15 protein-coding genes are annotated in these 15,012 nt (G+C 67.7%); 12 read left to right on the top strand and 3 right to left on the bottom strand.

Translation table 11 applies throughout. From position 1 onward, the window contains the following. Positions 1 to 313: 313 nt before the first annotated feature. The 6 genes from L810_RS22825 to L810_RS22800 all read left to right on the top strand — a co-directional run bounded on the left by L810_RS22825 (position 314) and on the right by L810_RS22800 (position 4,651). A complete protein-coding gene (locus L810_RS22825; protein WP_021160684.1) occupies positions 314 to 880 on the top strand; it encodes a TetR/AcrR family transcriptional regulator in 567 nt (188 codons plus the stop codon). 224 nt (positions 881 to 1,104) lie between these two features. Beyond that, the gene (locus L810_RS22820; protein ID WP_021160683.1) at positions 1,105 to 1,530 is read left to right on the top strand and encodes an organic hydroperoxide resistance protein; all 426 of its coding nucleotides are present in this window, start codon (positions 1,105 to 1,107) and stop codon (positions 1,528 to 1,530) included. Between the two features lie 58 nt (positions 1,531 to 1,588). Then, entirely contained in the window at positions 1,589 to 2,623 is a 1,035-nt protein-coding gene (locus L810_RS22815; RefSeq protein ID WP_021160682.1) for an alpha/beta hydrolase, read from the top strand. 389 nt (positions 2,624 to 3,012) lie between these two features. After that, a complete protein-coding gene (locus L810_RS22810; RefSeq protein WP_021160680.1) occupies positions 3,013 to 3,384 on the top strand; it encodes a CidA/LrgA family protein in 372 nt (123 codons plus the stop codon). Then, a complete protein-coding gene (locus L810_RS22805; RefSeq protein WP_021160679.1) occupies positions 3,381 to 4,115 on the top strand; it encodes an LrgB family protein in 735 nt (244 codons plus the stop codon). Before L810_RS22810 ends, L810_RS22805 begins: the two co-directional genes overlap by 4 nt. Before the next feature lie 230 nt (positions 4,116 to 4,345). Continuing rightward, complete coding sequence (locus L810_RS22800; protein ID WP_021160678.1) at positions 4,346 to 4,651, top strand: hypothetical protein; 306 nt, start codon at positions 4,346 to 4,348, stop codon at positions 4,649 to 4,651. 81 nt (positions 4,652 to 4,732) lie between these two features. On the opposite strand, the gene wrbA is transcribed toward L810_RS22800, so the two are convergent. Together wrbA and L810_RS22790 are read right to left on the bottom strand one after the other, a co-directional pair. Further along, positions 4,733 to 5,335: an NAD(P)H:quinone oxidoreductase gene (wrbA, locus tag L810_RS22795; protein WP_021160677.1), complete on the bottom strand. Its 603-nt coding sequence runs from the start codon at positions 5,333 to 5,335 to the stop codon at positions 4,733 to 4,735. A 61-nt stretch (positions 5,336 to 5,396) separates the two neighbouring features. Then, positions 5,397 to 6,122 (bottom strand): pirin family protein, encoded by a 726-nt coding sequence (locus L810_RS22790; protein WP_021160676.1) that lies wholly within the window; start codon positions 6,120 to 6,122, stop codon positions 5,397 to 5,399. Between the two features lie 128 nt (positions 6,123 to 6,250). On the opposite strand from L810_RS22790, the gene L810_RS22785 reads away from it, so the two are divergent. The 3 genes from L810_RS22785 (at position 6,251) to L810_RS22775 (ending at position 9,815) form a co-directional block, all read left to right on the top strand. Beyond that, positions 6,251 to 7,168 carry a LysR family transcriptional regulator gene (locus L810_RS22785; RefSeq protein WP_021160675.1) on the top strand — a complete coding sequence of 306 codons (918 nt, stop codon included), beginning with the start codon at positions 6,251 to 6,253 and terminating at the stop codon, positions 7,166 to 7,168. A 95-nt stretch (positions 7,169 to 7,263) separates the two neighbouring features. Beyond that, on the top strand, positions 7,264 to 8,385 hold the full coding sequence (locus L810_RS22780; RefSeq protein ID WP_218921741.1) for a Fic family protein: 1,122 nt from the start codon (positions 7,264 to 7,266) through the stop codon (positions 8,383 to 8,385). A gap of 425 nt (positions 8,386 to 8,810) precedes the next feature. Beyond that, positions 8,811 to 9,815 (top strand): lysozyme inhibitor LprI family protein, encoded by a 1,005-nt coding sequence (locus L810_RS22775; RefSeq protein ID WP_042975741.1) that lies wholly within the window; start codon positions 8,811 to 8,813, stop codon positions 9,813 to 9,815. Between the two features lie 37 nt (positions 9,816 to 9,852). On the opposite strand, the gene L810_RS22770 is transcribed toward L810_RS22775, so the two are convergent. Then, positions 9,853 to 10,938, bottom strand: a complete 1,086-nt coding sequence (locus L810_RS22770; protein ID WP_021160671.1) for a LacI family DNA-binding transcriptional regulator — start codon at positions 10,936 to 10,938, stop codon at positions 9,853 to 9,855. A 241-nt stretch (positions 10,939 to 11,179) separates the two neighbouring features. Between L810_RS22770 and rbsK the strand changes: the two genes are divergently transcribed. From rbsK to L810_RS22755, 3 genes are read left to right on the top strand one after another with little or no spacing between them, the layout of a single operon-like run. Next, complete coding sequence (gene rbsK, locus L810_RS22765; RefSeq protein ID WP_021160670.1) at positions 11,180 to 12,106, top strand: ribokinase; 927 nt, start codon at positions 11,180 to 11,182, stop codon at positions 12,104 to 12,106. A 60-nt stretch (positions 12,107 to 12,166) separates the two neighbouring features. Beyond that, positions 12,167 to 13,486, top strand: coding sequence for an MFS transporter (locus L810_RS22760; protein ID WP_021160669.1), 1,320 nt, complete (start codon positions 12,167 to 12,169; stop codon positions 13,484 to 13,486). A gap of 36 nt (positions 13,487 to 13,522) precedes the next feature. Next, positions 13,523 to 14,470, top strand: coding sequence for a dihydrodipicolinate synthase family protein (locus L810_RS22755; RefSeq protein WP_021160668.1), 948 nt, complete (start codon positions 13,523 to 13,525; stop codon positions 14,468 to 14,470). Positions 14,471 to 15,012: the final 542 nt, after the last annotated feature.

Here is a 15,012-nt window from a genome sequence, read left to right as displayed (position 1 = left end):
GTGTTGCCGCCATCGTTTGCACAATCGAACGCCGCCTGCTTGCCTTCGCATTTGCCTACCGTTTCTGATCGAAGCGACGCAGGCGCCGGTCATCCGCGCTCTGATCACTTGGGCGCGGATTCAAGTGTGACATCCGGCCGTGGCCGGTTCGCGGTGCCCGCGGACTCATCAAGCGAAATGCCGGGCGTCGGTTGAATAGCCTCGGCACGGCGTTCCGCGCATCTCGACAGTCGAGCCACGGCTTGCACACCGTCTCATCGCGCCCCAAATAAAGTCCTTGACTATCTATCTATGAGTAGATAAAGTTCGATCCATGGAAACGAAACCGACCGTCCGCGAACAGATTCTCGACCACGCGATCACGCTGATGATGCAGCGCGGTTACAACGGCTTCAGCTATCGAGACCTGTCCGACCTGGTGGCCGTGAAGACGTCGAGCATCCACTACTACTTCCCGTCGAAGGACGACCTCGTGCTGGAAGCGGTGGCGGCCTACAGCGACGAAGTCCTCGCGGCCGTGCGGGCGATCGATCCGGCGTTGCCGGCCGACGTGAAGCTGAGCCTGTACACGAAGATGTTCGGCCGCACGCTCGGTGACGGCAACCTGATCTGCCTATGCGGGATGCTCGCGGCCGACATCGAAACGTTGCCGGAGAATGTGCGGCAGGCGGTGCAGGCGTTCTTCAAGGCCAACGAGAGCTGGCTGGCGGAATTGTTGAAGCAGGGTGCGCAGGAAGGCACGCTGCAGTTCAGCGGCGAGCCCGATACGGCTGCGCGCACGTTGTACGCGGCGTTCCAGGGCAGTGTGCTGGCCAGCCGGCTGTTTCACACACGGGCGCGCCTCGAAGATGTCGAGGCCGTCTGGAAAAAGCGGTCCTGACGGAGCGCGCATGCAGTGAGGCGGTTCGCCGCCTTTTTATTGAATCTTGCTGTCTATCTATCTATAGATAGAGTTTTGGCGCAGATGGCTCGACCATCTGCATTTTTTGGGGATGTTTGTCTATCTATGAGTAGATAAACAAGCGCGATGCGGGCAGCAAGGCTGTCGGCACGCGGTCCCCGGTTCGAAGGCTGTTTCATTCATTTGCTGAAAAGGAGTCTGTCATGTCGATCGAAAAAGTGCTGTACCGCGCCCATGCAAAAGCCACCGGCGGCCGTGACGGCCGTGCCACGGTGCCCGAGAGCAACCTCGACCTGAAACTGACCACGCCGCGCGAGCTCGGCGGCGCGGGCGGCGCAGGCGCGAACCCCGAGCAACTGTTCGCCGCCGGCTACAGCGCGTGCTTCATCGGCGCGATGAAGTTCGTCGCGGCCCGCGACAAGATCGCGATGCCCGCGGACGCTTCCATCGAAGGCAGCGTCGGCATCGGCGCGATCCCGAACGGCTTCGGCATTGAAGTCGAACTGACGATCTCGCTGCCGGGCCTCGATCGCGACATCGCGCAGACGCTGATCGACCGAGCGCACCTCGTGTGCCCGTATTCGAACGCGACGCGCGGCAACATCGACGTCACGCTCACGCTTGCCTGATCGATCGCACTGCGAATCATCACTCGTCATTTACCGGCTAAAGCCAAGGAACACCATCATGAAGATCGTCAAGCCGCTGCTGATCGCTGCCGCCGTCGCCGCTGTACTGTCCGCCTCGACCACCGCATTCGCCGCCGGTGCCGATACCGCCCGCCCCGATACGACGACGAGCGCTTTCCTCGCCGCGCTGAACGGCCAGAAGGGCCCGGGCCTCGAAACGCTGAGCCCCGCGAAGGCGCGACAGGTGCTGGTCGACGCGCAGAACGGCACGAAGGTCGACCTGTCGGGGATCGACGTGTCGAACCGCACGATCGAACAGGACGGCCTGTCCGTGCCGGTCACGATCGTTCGCCCGCAAGGCGCGACGGGCACGCTGCCGGTGTTCGTGTTCATCCATGGCGGCGGCTGGGTGCTCGGCGATTTTCCGACGCATGAACGCCTCGTTCGCGATCTCGTCGTGCAATCGGGGGCCGTCGCGGTGTTCGTGAACTACACGCCGTCGCCGGAAGCGCATTACCCGGTCGCGATCAACCAGGCGTATGCGGCGACGAAGTGGGTGGCCGCGCACGGCGCGGAGATCGGCGTCGACGGCAGCCGCCTCGCGGTGGTCGGCAACAGCGTCGGCGGGAACATGGCGGCCGTGGTGGCGCTGATGGCGAAGGACAAGGGTGGCCCCGCGATCCGCTTCCAGGGGCTGATGTGGCCGGTCACGGACCACAACTTCAACACGGGCTCGTACAACGCGTATCAGCAAGGGCACTTCCTGACGCGGCCGATGATGAAGTGGTTCTGGGATGCCTATACGAAGAACGAAGCGCAACGCAACGAGATCTACGCGTCGCCGCTGCGCGCAAGCACCGCGCAGTTGAAGGGCCTGCCGCCCGCGCTGATCCAGGTCGCGCAGTTCGACGTGCTGCGTGACGAGGGCGAAGCATACGGCCGCAAGCTCGACGCGGCCGGCGTCGATGCGACGACCACGCGCTACGACGGCACGATCCATGATTTCGGTTTGCTGAACGCGCTGGCCGGCGACGCGCCGACGAAGGCCGCGACGAAGGCGATGGCGAATGAACTCGCGACGCGACTGAAGTAAGCGACGGGTTCGCACTCGCGCTGCCCGTGAGGCGGGCAGCGTGAACGCGTATGACGACGAGGCGGGCGCATGCCCGCCTTTGTTGCGTGCGGCGCGTGAACCGGGCGAAGGTACCGGACTGCAACCCGCACGCCCCGATCGACCGCGCTTTTTCGTCCCGGTTCGGCAACACGAGCTCCTTCGCGAACCGCGCCGCATCCTCGTCGGCTTTGCGTGGTGCTTCACGGCGTGCCCGTGACCGCCCGCATCGTTGGCCCGGCGCCCGCAAGGCCCCGCGCGGCTGGCATTGTTGGTACGATCGCGCGTATCGTCCACGCCGGCGCCGCAAGTCGCCGGCCATCGGTCGCGCGGCCGTACGACAGCGCGGCCCCGTTCGGGAGAAGCGTTTCATGCTGCAGGCGTTCGCGGTCTTGCTGACCTTCCAGTGTCTTGGGGAAGGCGTGTCCTACCTGTTCGGCCTGCCGGTGCCCGGGCCCGTGATCGGCATGCTGCTGCTGTTCGGCTTCGTGATGCTGCGCCCGCAGGTGGCCGACGCGATCGAGCCGACCGCGCTCGAGCTGTTGCGCCACCTGTCGCTGCTGTTCGTGCCGGCCGGCGTCGGCATCATGGTGTCGGCCGATCGCGTGCGCGGCGATGCGCTCGCGGTCGTCGTTGCGCTGGCCGTCAGCACCACGCTCGCGATCGCCGTGACGGCGCTCGTCACGCGTGCACTGCTGCGGCGCCAGCGGCGCGCGGGCGATGCGGTGGAGGGCACGCAATGACGGCCTTCCCGAAACTCGGCGCGATCTGGGTCTATCTTGCCGCGAGCCCGCTGCTCGGCCTGACCATCACGCTGATCGCATATCTGTTCGCGCAGGGCGTCTATGCGCGGGCGCGCTTCAACCCGCTCGCGAACCCGGTGCTGATCGCGGTTGCGCTGATCGTCGTGCTGCTGACGATCACGCACACGCCGTACCCGACGTATTTCGAAGGCGCGCAGTTCGTCCACTTCCTGCTCGGCCCCGCGACCGTCGCGCTCGCGCTGCCGCTGTACCGCCAGTGGTCGAAGCTGCGCCGCGCCGCGGTACCGCTGCTGGTCGGCCTGCTCGCGGGCTCGCTGACCGCGATCGTGTCGGCGGTCGGCATCGCGGCGCTGTTCGGGGCGTCGCACCAGACGATCGCGTCGCTCGCGCCGAAATCGGCGACGACGCCGATCGCGATGGCCGTCGCGGCGGAAATCGGCGGGATTCCGTCGCTCACCGCCGTGCTCGTGATCTCGACCGGGATCTTCGGGGCCGTGTGCGCGCGGGGGATCCTCAACGCCCTGCGCGTCGACGAACCGGCCGTGCGCGGGTTCGCGCTCGGCGTCGCGTCGCACGGGATCGGCACCGCGCGCGCGTTCCAGGTCAGCGAGGAGGCCGGCGCGTTCGCCGGGCTCGGGATGGGATTGAACGGCGTGCTCACCGCCTTCGTCGTGCCGGTCCTGCTGCCGGTGCTGTCGCGCTGGATCTGAACGCCGGCCGGCCCAGGCCGGGTTATCGGTTTCCCTGATGGCGCGGGCGACGCGCCGGAACGACGGCATACGCGCTGCCCACGTATCGTTGCCGTTATCGGGAGAATTCAGGAACGCACAGGGACAAGCGGATACTGTTCGGCTAACGTTGCATCGGTGCCGTTGTCGCAAGCGGTCGTGTGCGCGCCGGTGTCCTACCCACAATCAACAATCGACAAGGAGGTCCGGCCATGAAGAAGTCTCGCGTGGTTTCGGTGGCAGTGGCAGTAACGGCGTCGTTCGGTCTGCTGTTGACCGCCGCGCCGGCGGCGTATGCGCAGGATCCGGCGTCCGCGCCGACGCAGAAGCAGATCGACAAGGCGCAGAAGAAGGCGGCCCGCAAGGCCGCCCGGGCGCGTCACGCGTCGGACCTGAAGGCGATCGGCACGGGCAGCGGCTACCGGCTGACCAACGACCAGAGCAACTACCCGCAGAACGCCGCACAGAAGGCGCCCGCGACGAAGGCGGCGCCGGCCGCTCCGGCGTCGGGCCAGTAACGGCCGGCCCTGGGCACAGCGCACACGGCGCCGGGTCGACCGGCGCCGTGTGCGCGTGTGCGAGGCCGCGAAGGCGGCCTGTTACGACGCGAGCTTGCTGGCGAGTTCCGCGACGTGCTTGCCTTGATAACGCGCGATGTCGAGCTCGTTCGCGCTCGGCTGGCGGCTGCCGTCCGCGCCCGCGAGCGTGGTGGCGCCGTACGGCGTGCCGCCGGTGATTTCGTTCATGTTGACGAGGCCGCTGCACGCATACGGCACGCCCACGATCACCATCCCGTGGTGCAGGAGCGTCGTGTGGAACGACGTGATCGTCGTTTCCTGGCCGCCGTGCTGCGTGCCGGTCGACGCGAACACGCTGCCGATCTTGCCGACGAGCGCGCCCTTCATCCACAGGCCGCCGGTTTGGTCGAGGAATGTGCGCATCTGGCCGGCCATGTTGCCGAAACGGGTCGGCGTGCCGAAGATGATCGCATCGTAGCCGGCAAGTTCGTCCACGGTCGCGACCGGTGCAGCCTGGTCGACCTTCACGCCGATCGCCCGGGCCTGGTCGACGGGAATCGTTTCCGGCACGCGCTTGAGCGTGACCTCGACGCCGGGCACCGACTTCGCGCCTTCCGCGACGTGCTGCGCCATCGTTTCGACGTGCCCGTAGGACGAGTAATAAAGAACGAGAACCTTGGCCATGTTGCGAATCTCCGATTAAAAGGGCCCCGCGTTCAGCGGGGCCCGGTTTCCCGAACGGGCTTCATGCCCACTCGGCCGTTACTTCGACCGGACGCAGGTCGAACACCAGCACTTCGGCATCCTTCCCGTCGGCGAACGTCAGCGTCCGTTCGTCGCGGATGCGCACGCCGTCGCCTTCGCCGAGCGTCACGCCGTTGACCGACACGCTGCCGCGTGCCACGTGCACGTACGCAAAGCGGTCCGGCGCCAGTTCCAGCGTCGCGCGTTCGGCGCCGTCGAACAAGCCCGCGTAAATCCGCGTGTCCTGCCGGATCTTCAGCGAACCGGCGTCGCCGTTCGGCGATACGACGAGGGCGAGCTTGCCGCGCTTGTCGTCTGCGGTGACATTCGTCTGCTGATAGCGCGGCTCGGCACCCTTCTCGGCCGGCCCCACCCAGATCTGCAGGAAGTGGACCGGCAGTTCCGGCGAGTGGTTGAACTCGCTGTGGCGCACGCCCGTGCCTGCGCTCATCAGCTGCACGTCGCCCGGCACGATCACCGAGCCGGTGCCCATCGAGTCCTTGTGTTCCAGCGCGCCGTCGAGCACGTACGACAGGATCTCCATGTCGCGGTGCGGGTGCGTGCCGAAGCCGCGGCCCGGCGCGACGCGATCGTCGTTGATCACCAGCAGGTCGGAGAAGCCGACTTGCTTCGGATCGTAGTAATTCGCGAACGAAAAGGAATGACGGGAGCTGAGCCAGCCATGCTCCGCACGGCCACGTTGGTTTGCTGCACGGATTTCGATCATGATTTTTGTTCCTCAAGACGCCGGACCTCGGAAGTGGGACCGGCCGTTCGTTGAGATGAATCTTAGGTCAATCGATTTGACAAATAAATGGCTGTAGAGATAATGACTGTCGCTATGGAGTGGACAATATGGAAATCAACGACCTGAGGATCTTCGTCGCGACAGTCGACGCCGGCAGCTTCACGGCGGCGGCCGATCAACTGATGCTGTCCAAGCAGTTCGTCAGCCGGCGCACGATGGCGCTGGAGGCGTCGCTCGGCGTGCGGCTGTTGCACCGGAACACGCGCAACCTCGCGGTAACCGAATCGGGGCAGGAGTTCTATGCGCGCGCGCAGCGGATCCTCGCGGAGATCGCCGACGCCGAGCAGGCGATGTCGGTGCGCAGCACCGAGTTGCACGGGTCGCTGAAAATCAGCGCGCCGCTGTCGTTCGGGATCACGCACGTGTCGCCGCTGATCGCCGAATTCCTGTCCGCGCACCCGGCCGTGCGGCTGAACCTCGACCTGACCGACCGGCGCGTCGACCTGATCGGCGAGGGCTTCGATCTCGTGCTGCGGATCGGCTCGCTCGAGGATTCGACGTTGATCGCCCGCCCGCTCGGCGCGTGGCGGATGGTCGCGTGCGCGAGCCCCGCTTATCTGAAGCGGCAGGGCACGCCGCAGACGCCGGCGGATCTCGCCGGCCACACGTGCCTGCTGTACGGGCGCGAGCGGCGCATCGGCTGGGAATTCCGCGTCGACGGCGCGGCGCGCACGTTCGACGTGCAGGGGCCGCTCGTCGCGAACAACGGCGAAGTGGTGCGCGACGCGGCGATCGCGGGGCTCGGCATCGCGCTGCTGCCGCACTTCATCGTCGGCGCGGCGCTCGACAGCGGCGCGCTCGTGCCGGTGCTCGACGCGTATGCGCCGTCGCCGATCACGCTCAACGCGGTGTTTCCGCAGCATCGGGAAGGATTCGTCACGCTGCGCACGTTCATCGGATTTCTCGCGGAACGGCTCGGGGAGGCCGCGCCCGCGGCGAAGGGCGGCGCGGGCCGGGCGCGGTAGCGGGGCGGGGGTTGCGGTGAATGGCGCGTTATTCTCCGCATGATTTGCGGAGAATATCGAGCCGTGCGGTGAATCGGTGGGATAATCTCCGCATCATGAGCGGAGATTACACCTTCATCTGGGCGTCGGCCGACTGGCCCGCATGGCGCTTCGACCTGCCTGCACTGGCAACGCCACTCGCCGACGTCAGTCGTGCGCAAGGCATGCTGGCCGGGCGGCTGGCGGACGTCGGCCTGGCGCTGCGCGACGAGGCCAGCCTGGCCGCGCTGACGGAGGACGTCGTCGAGACCAGCGCGATCGAGGGCGAAAGCCTGAACGTGGCATCGGTGCGGTCGTCGATCGCGCGTCGGCTCGGGGTCGATATCGGCGCGCTGGCGCCGGTCGACCGCCACGTCGAGGGCGTCGTCGACATGGTGCTGGACGCGACCACCCATGCGGCGGCGCCGGTCACCGAAGCCCGCCTGTTCGGGTGGCATGCGGCGCTGTTCCCGACCGGCTACTCGGGGATGTCGCGGATCACGGTCGGTGGCTGGCGCACGGATGCGACCGGACCGATGCAGGTCGTGTCCGGGCCGATCGGCCGCCAGCGCGTGCATTTCGAGGCGCCGCCCGCCGCGCGCCTCGCCGACGAAACCGGGCGTTTTCTCGCGTGGCTCAATGCCGCGCCGGTCGAGCCCCTGCTGATCCGGGCCGGCCTGGCCCACCTGTGGTTCGTCACGCTCCATCCGTTCGACGACGGCAACGGCCGCATCGCGCGTGCGCTCGGGGATCTGGTCCTGGCGCGTGCCGACCGCAGTCCGCAACGCTTCTATAGCCTGTCGGCGCAAATCCAGCGCGAGCGCAACGCGTATTACGACGTGCTGGAGCGGACGCAGCGCGGTTCGCTCGATGTCACGGAATGGCTCGCGTGGTTCCTGACCGCACTCGGCCGGGCCATCGATCACGCGCATGCGACGCTCGACGCCGTGCTGGTCAAGGCGCGCTTCTGGCAACGATGTGCCGGCGTCGCGATGAACGAACGCCAGGCCAAGGTCATGAATCGCCTGCTCGACGGCTTCGAGGGGAAGTTGACGAGCACCAAGTGGGCGGCGCTCGCGAAGTGCTCGCAGGATACGGCGCTGCGTGACATCACTGAACTCGTCGAGCGCGGCGTGCTGCAACGCTCTTCGTCCGGCGGCCGGAGCACGAGTTACGAGCTGGCGCCGTTCGACGGCTGACCGCCGTATTGCGTCGGCCCGCAGATCCGGAAGGCCGGCAGGCGCCACAACGCGATCACGCCGTGCGGCCTGTGCAAGGGGCATCATGCGAGCCGCGGGCTCGAACTGATCGTTGCGTGCGCATCGATCCTGTCGGTCGATGCCGACGTGGAAGCGGCATTGCGCGACGGCATCGTGCAATGCCGCGAGGCCGCCGCGACGGTTGCGCCGACATCGAACGTCGATTGATCGGCGTCGCGCATTCGGGTTAGGCTTCGGCGAGCAACGGCATGCACCCCATGCCGGGCCGGGCGTTTTTACCTCGAATGCCGCGTGCAGGTAGCTTCTACAGGCGCGCGATCCAGTGACGATCCAAGCCGATGATCCTCCATAACCGATCGAATGCTCGCGGGAAAACCGCGATTTCCGCCGAAGGTGCATTGCACATGCGTGTGCGATCCGTCGCGGCGGCCGCGCTGCTGACGCTGTTGCCGGCCGCCGCGCACGCGGCCGGCTTCGACTGCGCGAAGGCCGCTTCGTCAACCGAGAAGACGATCTGCGCGGATGCCGCGCTGTCGAAGCTCGACGGCGACCTCGCGGCGGCGTGGAAGCAGGCGCTCGCGAAAGGCGGCGATACGGCCGCGCTGAAGGCCGCGCAGGTGAAATGGCTCAAGCAGCGCGACCGGTGCGGCGCCGACGAATCGTGCCTCGGCGACCGCTACCGCGAACGGCTCGCGAGCCTGAACGGCAGGCCGCTGGCCGCCGATCGCTGGCAGCAGACGTGGTATCTCGACAGTGGTAATCCGTCGTTCGGTGGTGTGCTGACGTTCACCGGCACGGCGCCACGTTTACATTTCGAGCTGGCCGGCAACAACGGCGCGAATACCGGCGAACTTGGTGGCGATATCGAACTGCACGGCAATAGTGGCACGTTCAGTCACGATCAATGCCGTCTCGACTTCAGCCTCAAGGGTGCACGCGTTCAGGTCGTGCAGCACGGCGCCGACGGCGAATGCGGCGCCGGTGCGGGCGTCGTCTACTCGGGCGATTATGTGACGGCGTCGCAGATGCAAGCGAAGCCGCCGGCGGATCTTGTGAGCCTGCATGTGCTCGCCAATGCGCAGCAGAACGCGATCGCGCACAAGCTGCTCGGTGCCGATTACCAGACGCTCGTCGACATCGTCAATTACGGCGCCGAAGCAAGGGATCTCGACGGGCTGAACGCGCACGTGACGTCGTACTGGGTGCGCGGCATCGCGACGACGAACGCCGCGATCGTGATGCGCCGCGGCAACGATCTGTGGATCGGGCTGCTCGTGTTCGACGCGCAGAGCAACGTCCGGATGCGCTATTACTCGAACGTGCCCGCGTGGAAGAAAACCGTGCCGAAGACGATCCAGGCGTGGCACGACAGGCTCGACAAGACGCTGCCGGTCGACGTGATGCAGTGACGAGCGGGCCGGGCAGCCGAGGCTGCCCGCCACGGCTTCATTTCTTTCCCGCTGCGCGCGCGTGCGCCGGTGGCGCAGCCGATCCCCGCATACGCAATTCGGGCAAGACGGCATGACCGGGCCCCGTCGCGCCGTTCTCGAGCGCGTCGAGCAAGGCCTGGGCGGCCTGGCGCCCGATCGCGTCGGTGTCGACCCACATCGTCGTCAGCGGCGGCTGGATTTCGCGCGCGAGCGCGACGTCGTCGAACCCGGTGATCGACAATTGCGCGGGCACGTCGATGCCGAGCGCCTGCGCCTCGAGCAGCGCGCCCAGCGCGAGCGCGTCGTTCCCGCAGATCACGGCTGTCGGCCGCGTCGCCGCGTCGCTGTTCACGATCGCGCGCAGGCTCGCCCGCCCGAAGGCGATCGTGGCCGCGCCCTCGTGCTGATGGACGGGGCGCACCGCGAGCCCGCGCGCGGCGAGCGTGTCGTGTATGCCGCGCAGGCGGGCCTGTACGCGGTCGTTGTCGGCCGACGGCTGCATGATGATCGCGAAATCGCGATGGCCGAGGTCGAGCAGGTGAGTGGTGAGCCGCGCGAATGCCGCGCGGTTGTCGAAGCCGATGCAGCAGTGCGGGCTGTCGTCGCGGTACGCATACGTGACGACGTACGGCACGCGGTGCATCGCAAGGAGTTCGAACAGTTCCGGCGGATACGCTTCGCCGACCAGCGACACGGCTTCCACGCCGCGCGACAGCATCGCGCGTACCTGGGCCAGCGCCTGCGCGGGATCGTAATTCGAGCAGCCGAGGAACAGCGTGATGCCGTGCTCGGCCATGACCGTCTGCATGCCCGCGACCTGCGACGCGAACACCTGGTCGTCGAGTGTCGGAATGATCGCGCCCGTGATGTGGGTGCGCGTGGACGCGAGCGCACGGCCCGCCGCATTCGGAATCCAGTTCAGCGCGCGCGCCGCGTCGCGCACGCGCTGCTGCACGTCGGCCGACACCTTGCCGGGATCGTTGTACACACGCGAGACGGTCGCGGTCGATACGCCGGCCAGCTTCGCGACATCGCCGAGCACCGAGCGGCCGCTGCCGCGGCGCGCCCGGGGCGCGCCGGCGCGGGACGGAGGCGTGCTCATCGGCCGGCTCCCGGCGGGGCGGCAGTGACGGCGCCGCGCGTTGTCAAATGCGTCATTGTTTACCCTCGATTCGTGGTGGCGCCGCTTGCATTCCCGCTCGACCCTGTGAGAATGTAAGCGCTATCTTGGCGTGCTTCCGCATTATGTCAGACACATATTCTATCCATATCGTGAGATTTTCATCGACGACGGCCGATCCGGCCATTTTGTCCGCCGCAAATGTAAGCGGTTACATTGCAAGATGAGCGACATCCTTTCACCGCGCATTGCCGTCGTCGGCAGCGTGAACATCGACCTCGTGACGCGCGCACCGCGCCTGCCGGTGCCGGGCGAGACGCTGCTCGGCACGGATTTCCAGACCGTTCATGGCGGCAAGGGGGCGAACCAGGCGGTCGCGGCCGCGCGGCTGGGCGCGTCGGTCGCGATGATCGGCTGCGTCGGCGACGACGCGTTCGGTGCGCGCCTGCACGATGCGCTGGCGGCCGAACGTATCGACGTGACGCACCTGGGCCGGATCGGCGGCACGGCGACCGGGGTGGCCACGATCACGGTCGGCGCGGGCGGCGCGAACAGCATCGTCGTCGTGCCCGGCGCGAATGCGTGCCTCGACGCCGACCGGATCGACGCGGCGCGCGATGCGATCGCCGAGGCCGCGCTGCTCGTGTGCCAGCTCGAAGTGCCGGTTGCCGCCGTCGCGCGCGCCATTGCCTGTGCATCCGCGCACCACACGCCGGTGCTGCTCAATCCCGCGCCCGCGCAGCCGCTGTTCGACGCGCTGCTGGCACGGGTCGACTACCTCGTCGTCAACGAAACCGAAGCCGAATCGCTGACCGGCATCGCCGTCGGCGACGACGCATCGGCCGTGCGCGCCGCCGATGCGCTGTGCGCGAAGGGCGTCGGCAACGTGCTGGTGACGCTCGGCGCGCGGGGCGTCTGCTGGCGCGGCGGCGCCGGTAACGGCCGCCTGCGGGCGCTGACGGTGGCCGCCGTCGATACGACCGCGGCCGGCGACACGTTCGTCGGCGGGTTCGCGGCCGCCCGCGCGGGCGGCGCGTCGATGGACGACGCGATCGGCTTCGGCCAGCGCGCCGCCGCGATCAGCGTGACGCGCCACGGCGCGCAGACCTCGATTCCGACGCGCGACGAAGTGGCGCGCCTCGAACCCTGAATGCCGCATCAGACGGACAGGCCGGAACCGGCCGATACCAGTGACATGGAGACAACCGCAATGAACGAAACCTCGACCGTTCCACCCGCCCCGCCGCGTATCCGGCGCGGGCAACGCATCGCGCTCGCACTGCTGATGGCGAGCGGCATCGTCAACTACCTCGATCGCGGCACGCTGGCCGTCGCGAGCGCGGCGATCCGCGGCGATCTCGGCTTGTCGCTCGCGCAGATGGGGCTGCTGCTGTCGGCCTTCTCCTGGAGCTATGCGCTGTGCCAGTTTCCGGTCGGCGGGCTCGTCGACCGCATCGGGCCGCGCCGGCTGCTCGGCGTCGGGTTGATCGTCTGGTCGTTCGCGCAGGCGGCAGGCGGCATCGTGTCGACTTTCGGCTGGTTCATCGTCGCGCGCATCGTGCTCGGCATCGGCGAGGCGCCGCAATTCCCGTCGGCCGCGCGGGTGGTGAGCAACTGGTTTCCGCTGCGCGCGCGCGGCACGCCGACCGGGATCTTCAACGCCGCGTCGCCGCTCGGCACCGCGCTCGCGCCGTTGCTGCTGTCGATCCTCGTCGCGTCGTTCGACTGGCGCTGGGCGTTCATTGTGACGGGGGCACTCGGTCTCGTCGTCGCCGTCGTCTGGTTCGCGCTGTATCGCGATCCGGTGCGCGCGCAACTGTCCGCCGCCGAGCGCAACTACCTCGATGCCGACGCGCAAAGCGTGGCCGCGACACCGAAACTGACGTTCGCCGAATGGCGCAGCCTGTTCTCGCACGGCACGACCTGGGGGATGCTGGTCGGTTACTTCGGCTCCGTGTACCTGAACTGGGTCTACCTGACCTGGCTGCCGGGCTACCTGACGATGGAGCGGCACATGAGCCTGATCCGGACGGGCTTCGCCGCGTCAGTGCCGTTCCTGTGCGGGTTCGTCGGCTCGCTGGTGGCCGGCTGGGTGTCGGACCTGGTCACGCGCCGCAGCCGCTCGCCGGTCGTGAGCCGGCGCAATGCGGTGGTGGTCGCGATGCTCGGGATGGTCGTCTTCACGATCCCGGCCGCGCTCGTGCAGAGCAACACGGTGGCGCTCGCCTGCATCTCGGTCGTGATCTTTCTCGCGAATGCGGCCTCGGCCTGCTCGTGGGCGCTCGCGACGGCGGCCGCGCCGCCGAGCCGCGTCGCATCGCTCGGCGCGATCCAGAATTTCGGCGGCTTCGTCGGCGGCGCGCTTGCGCCGATCCTCACGGGCATCATTGCGCAGAAATGGTCGTTCGTGCCGGCGCTGCTGACCGCCGCGGCGATCGCGTTCGCGGGTGCGATCGCCTATCTGCTGCTGGTGCGCAAGCCGATTCCCGAGCAGGCCGCGAACGCCGCGCCCGGGCCGTTGCCCGCGTAAGCCTACCCCCGCATTCACTGAAGCAAGGAGAAACAGATGCAACACCCGCAGCAAGCGAACGTGACCATCGAAGGGATCGTGCCGGTGATGCTGACGCCGTTCGACGACACTGGCGCAATCGACTACGCAGGGCTCGAGCGGCTGATCGAGTGGTATCTCGCGCACGGCGCGGATGCGTTGTTCGCGGTCGCGCAATCGAGCGAGATGCAGTTCCTGAGTCTGGCCGAACGCGCGGAGCTCGCGCGTTTCGTGGTCGAGCGGGTGGCCGGGCGCGTGCCCGTCGTCGCGTCCGGGCACATCAGCGACGATCTCGACGCGCAGGCCGCGGAGCTGTGCGCGGCGGCCGAATCGGGCGCCCAGGGCGTCGTGCTCGTGACCAACCGCCTCGATCCGCAGCGCCAGGGCAGTGTCGCGTTGCTCGACCACCTTCACCGGCTGCTTGCGCGATTGCCGTCGGACCTGCCGCTCGGGCTGTACGAATGTCCGGCGCCTTACCGGCGGCTGCTGTCGGATGACGAACTGCGCGCGTGCATCGACACGGGCCGGTTCGTGATGCTCAAGGACGTGAGCTGCGACCTGGAAACGGTAAAGCGGCGGGTCGCGCTCGCCGAGGGCTCGCCGCTGAAGATCCTCAACGCGAATGCCGCGATCGCGCGGGATGCGATGAAGGCGGGTTCCGCCGGCTTCAACGGCGTGTTCACCAACTTTCATCCGGATCTGTACCGGTGGTTGCGCACACAAGGGGATGCGCATCCCGAACTGGCCGACGAGCTTTCGACGTTCCTGGTCGTCTCGGCGGTGTCGGAGGCGCTCGGGTACCCGGCGCTCGCGAAGCTCTATCACCAGCGGATCGGCACCTTCGCGTCGATCCGCTGCCGTGCGATCGACTACGACGTGCGTGAACGATTCTGGGCACTCGATGCGGTGCTCGACAAGATCGTGGCCGGCACCGAGCATTTCCGTCGTCGGATCGCTGCGCAATAGGGCGCGTGGTGTGCCGTCCGTGTTCTGCCGTGCGCGACGGCATCGCGTGCCGTGCAGGCGGATGCTCGCGCGTGGAGTTCTCGCGAGGCGCAGGGCGGCGCACGGTGGCTGCGAGCACGGCCGGTTTGTCGCGATGCGTTGCGTTGTGTACGCGTCGCGACAAGCGGTGTTGGTGGCGTATCCGCGATCGCCGATGATGTGAATCCGGCGCGTGCTCGGCCCCAACGTGTGGCGCGGCGAATCTATCGGGCGTTTCTATGCTGTCGAGGGCGGCGGGGTACCTGTCGCGGTGGGGCCGCTGCATTCGTCGACGGTCAGGGTTGCCTGCCATCATGAATGACGATGGGCTGTCGATACGGCATCGACGCGCGGTCCCACCTTCATCTATTCCATCGCACCATTTCGCCCGTGAGCCGTGAGCCGTGAGCCGTGAGCCGCGAGCCGCGAGCCGCGAGCCGCGAGCCGCGAGCCGCGAGCGCCACGCCCCAAGCCCCAAGCCCCAAGCCCCAAGCCCCAAGCCCCAAGCGCCAAGCGCCAAGCGC

It is taken from the genome of Burkholderia sp. AU4i (genome assembly GCF_000466765.1).
GTDB lineage: Bacteria > Pseudomonadota > Gammaproteobacteria > Burkholderiales > Burkholderiaceae > Burkholderia > Burkholderia cepacia.
The sequence above is the reverse complement of the archived record's forward strand: the minus strand, read 5'-3'. Positions and strand labels throughout refer to the sequence as shown.

What these genes read in the sequence shown, in the direction of transcription:
- L810_RS22825 (WP_021160684.1), top strand. Translation starts at nt 314, where the DNA reads ATGGAAACGAAACCGACCGTCCGCGAACAGATTCTCGACCACGCGATC.
- L810_RS22820 (WP_021160683.1), top strand. Translation starts at nt 1,105, where the DNA reads ATGTCGATCGAAAAAGTGCTGTACCGCGCCCATGCAAAAGCCACCGGC.
- L810_RS22815 (WP_021160682.1), top strand. Translation starts at nt 1,589, where the DNA reads ATGAAGATCGTCAAGCCGCTGCTGATCGCTGCCGCCGTCGCCGCTGTA.
- L810_RS22810 (WP_021160680.1), top strand. Translation starts at nt 3,013, where the DNA reads ATGCTGCAGGCGTTCGCGGTCTTGCTGACCTTCCAGTGTCTTGGGGAA.
- L810_RS22805 (WP_021160679.1), top strand. Translation starts at nt 3,381, where the DNA reads ATGACGGCCTTCCCGAAACTCGGCGCGATCTGGGTCTATCTTGCCGCG.
- L810_RS22800 (WP_021160678.1), top strand. Translation starts at nt 4,346, where the DNA reads ATGAAGAAGTCTCGCGTGGTTTCGGTGGCAGTGGCAGTAACGGCGTCG.
- wrbA (WP_021160677.1), bottom strand. Translation starts at nt 5,335, where the DNA reads ATGGCCAAGGTTCTCGTTCTTTATTACTCGTCCTACGGGCACGTCGAA.
- L810_RS22790 (WP_021160676.1), bottom strand. Translation starts at nt 6,122, where the DNA reads ATGATCGAAATCCGTGCAGCAAACCAACGTGGCCGTGCGGAGCATGGC.
- L810_RS22785 (WP_021160675.1), top strand. Translation starts at nt 6,251, where the DNA reads ATGGAAATCAACGACCTGAGGATCTTCGTCGCGACAGTCGACGCCGGC.
- L810_RS22780 (WP_218921741.1), top strand. Translation starts at nt 7,264, where the DNA reads ATGAGCGGAGATTACACCTTCATCTGGGCGTCGGCCGACTGGCCCGCA.
- L810_RS22775 (WP_042975741.1), top strand. Translation starts at nt 8,811, where the DNA reads ATGCGTGTGCGATCCGTCGCGGCGGCCGCGCTGCTGACGCTGTTGCCG.
- L810_RS22770 (WP_021160671.1), bottom strand. Translation starts at nt 10,938, where the DNA reads ATGAGCACGCCTCCGTCCCGCGCCGGCGCGCCCCGGGCGCGCCGCGGC.
- rbsK (WP_021160670.1), top strand. Translation starts at nt 11,180, where the DNA reads ATGAGCGACATCCTTTCACCGCGCATTGCCGTCGTCGGCAGCGTGAAC.
- L810_RS22760 (WP_021160669.1), top strand. Translation starts at nt 12,167, where the DNA reads ATGAACGAAACCTCGACCGTTCCACCCGCCCCGCCGCGTATCCGGCGC.
- L810_RS22755 (WP_021160668.1), top strand. Translation starts at nt 13,523, where the DNA reads ATGCAACACCCGCAGCAAGCGAACGTGACCATCGAAGGGATCGTGCCG.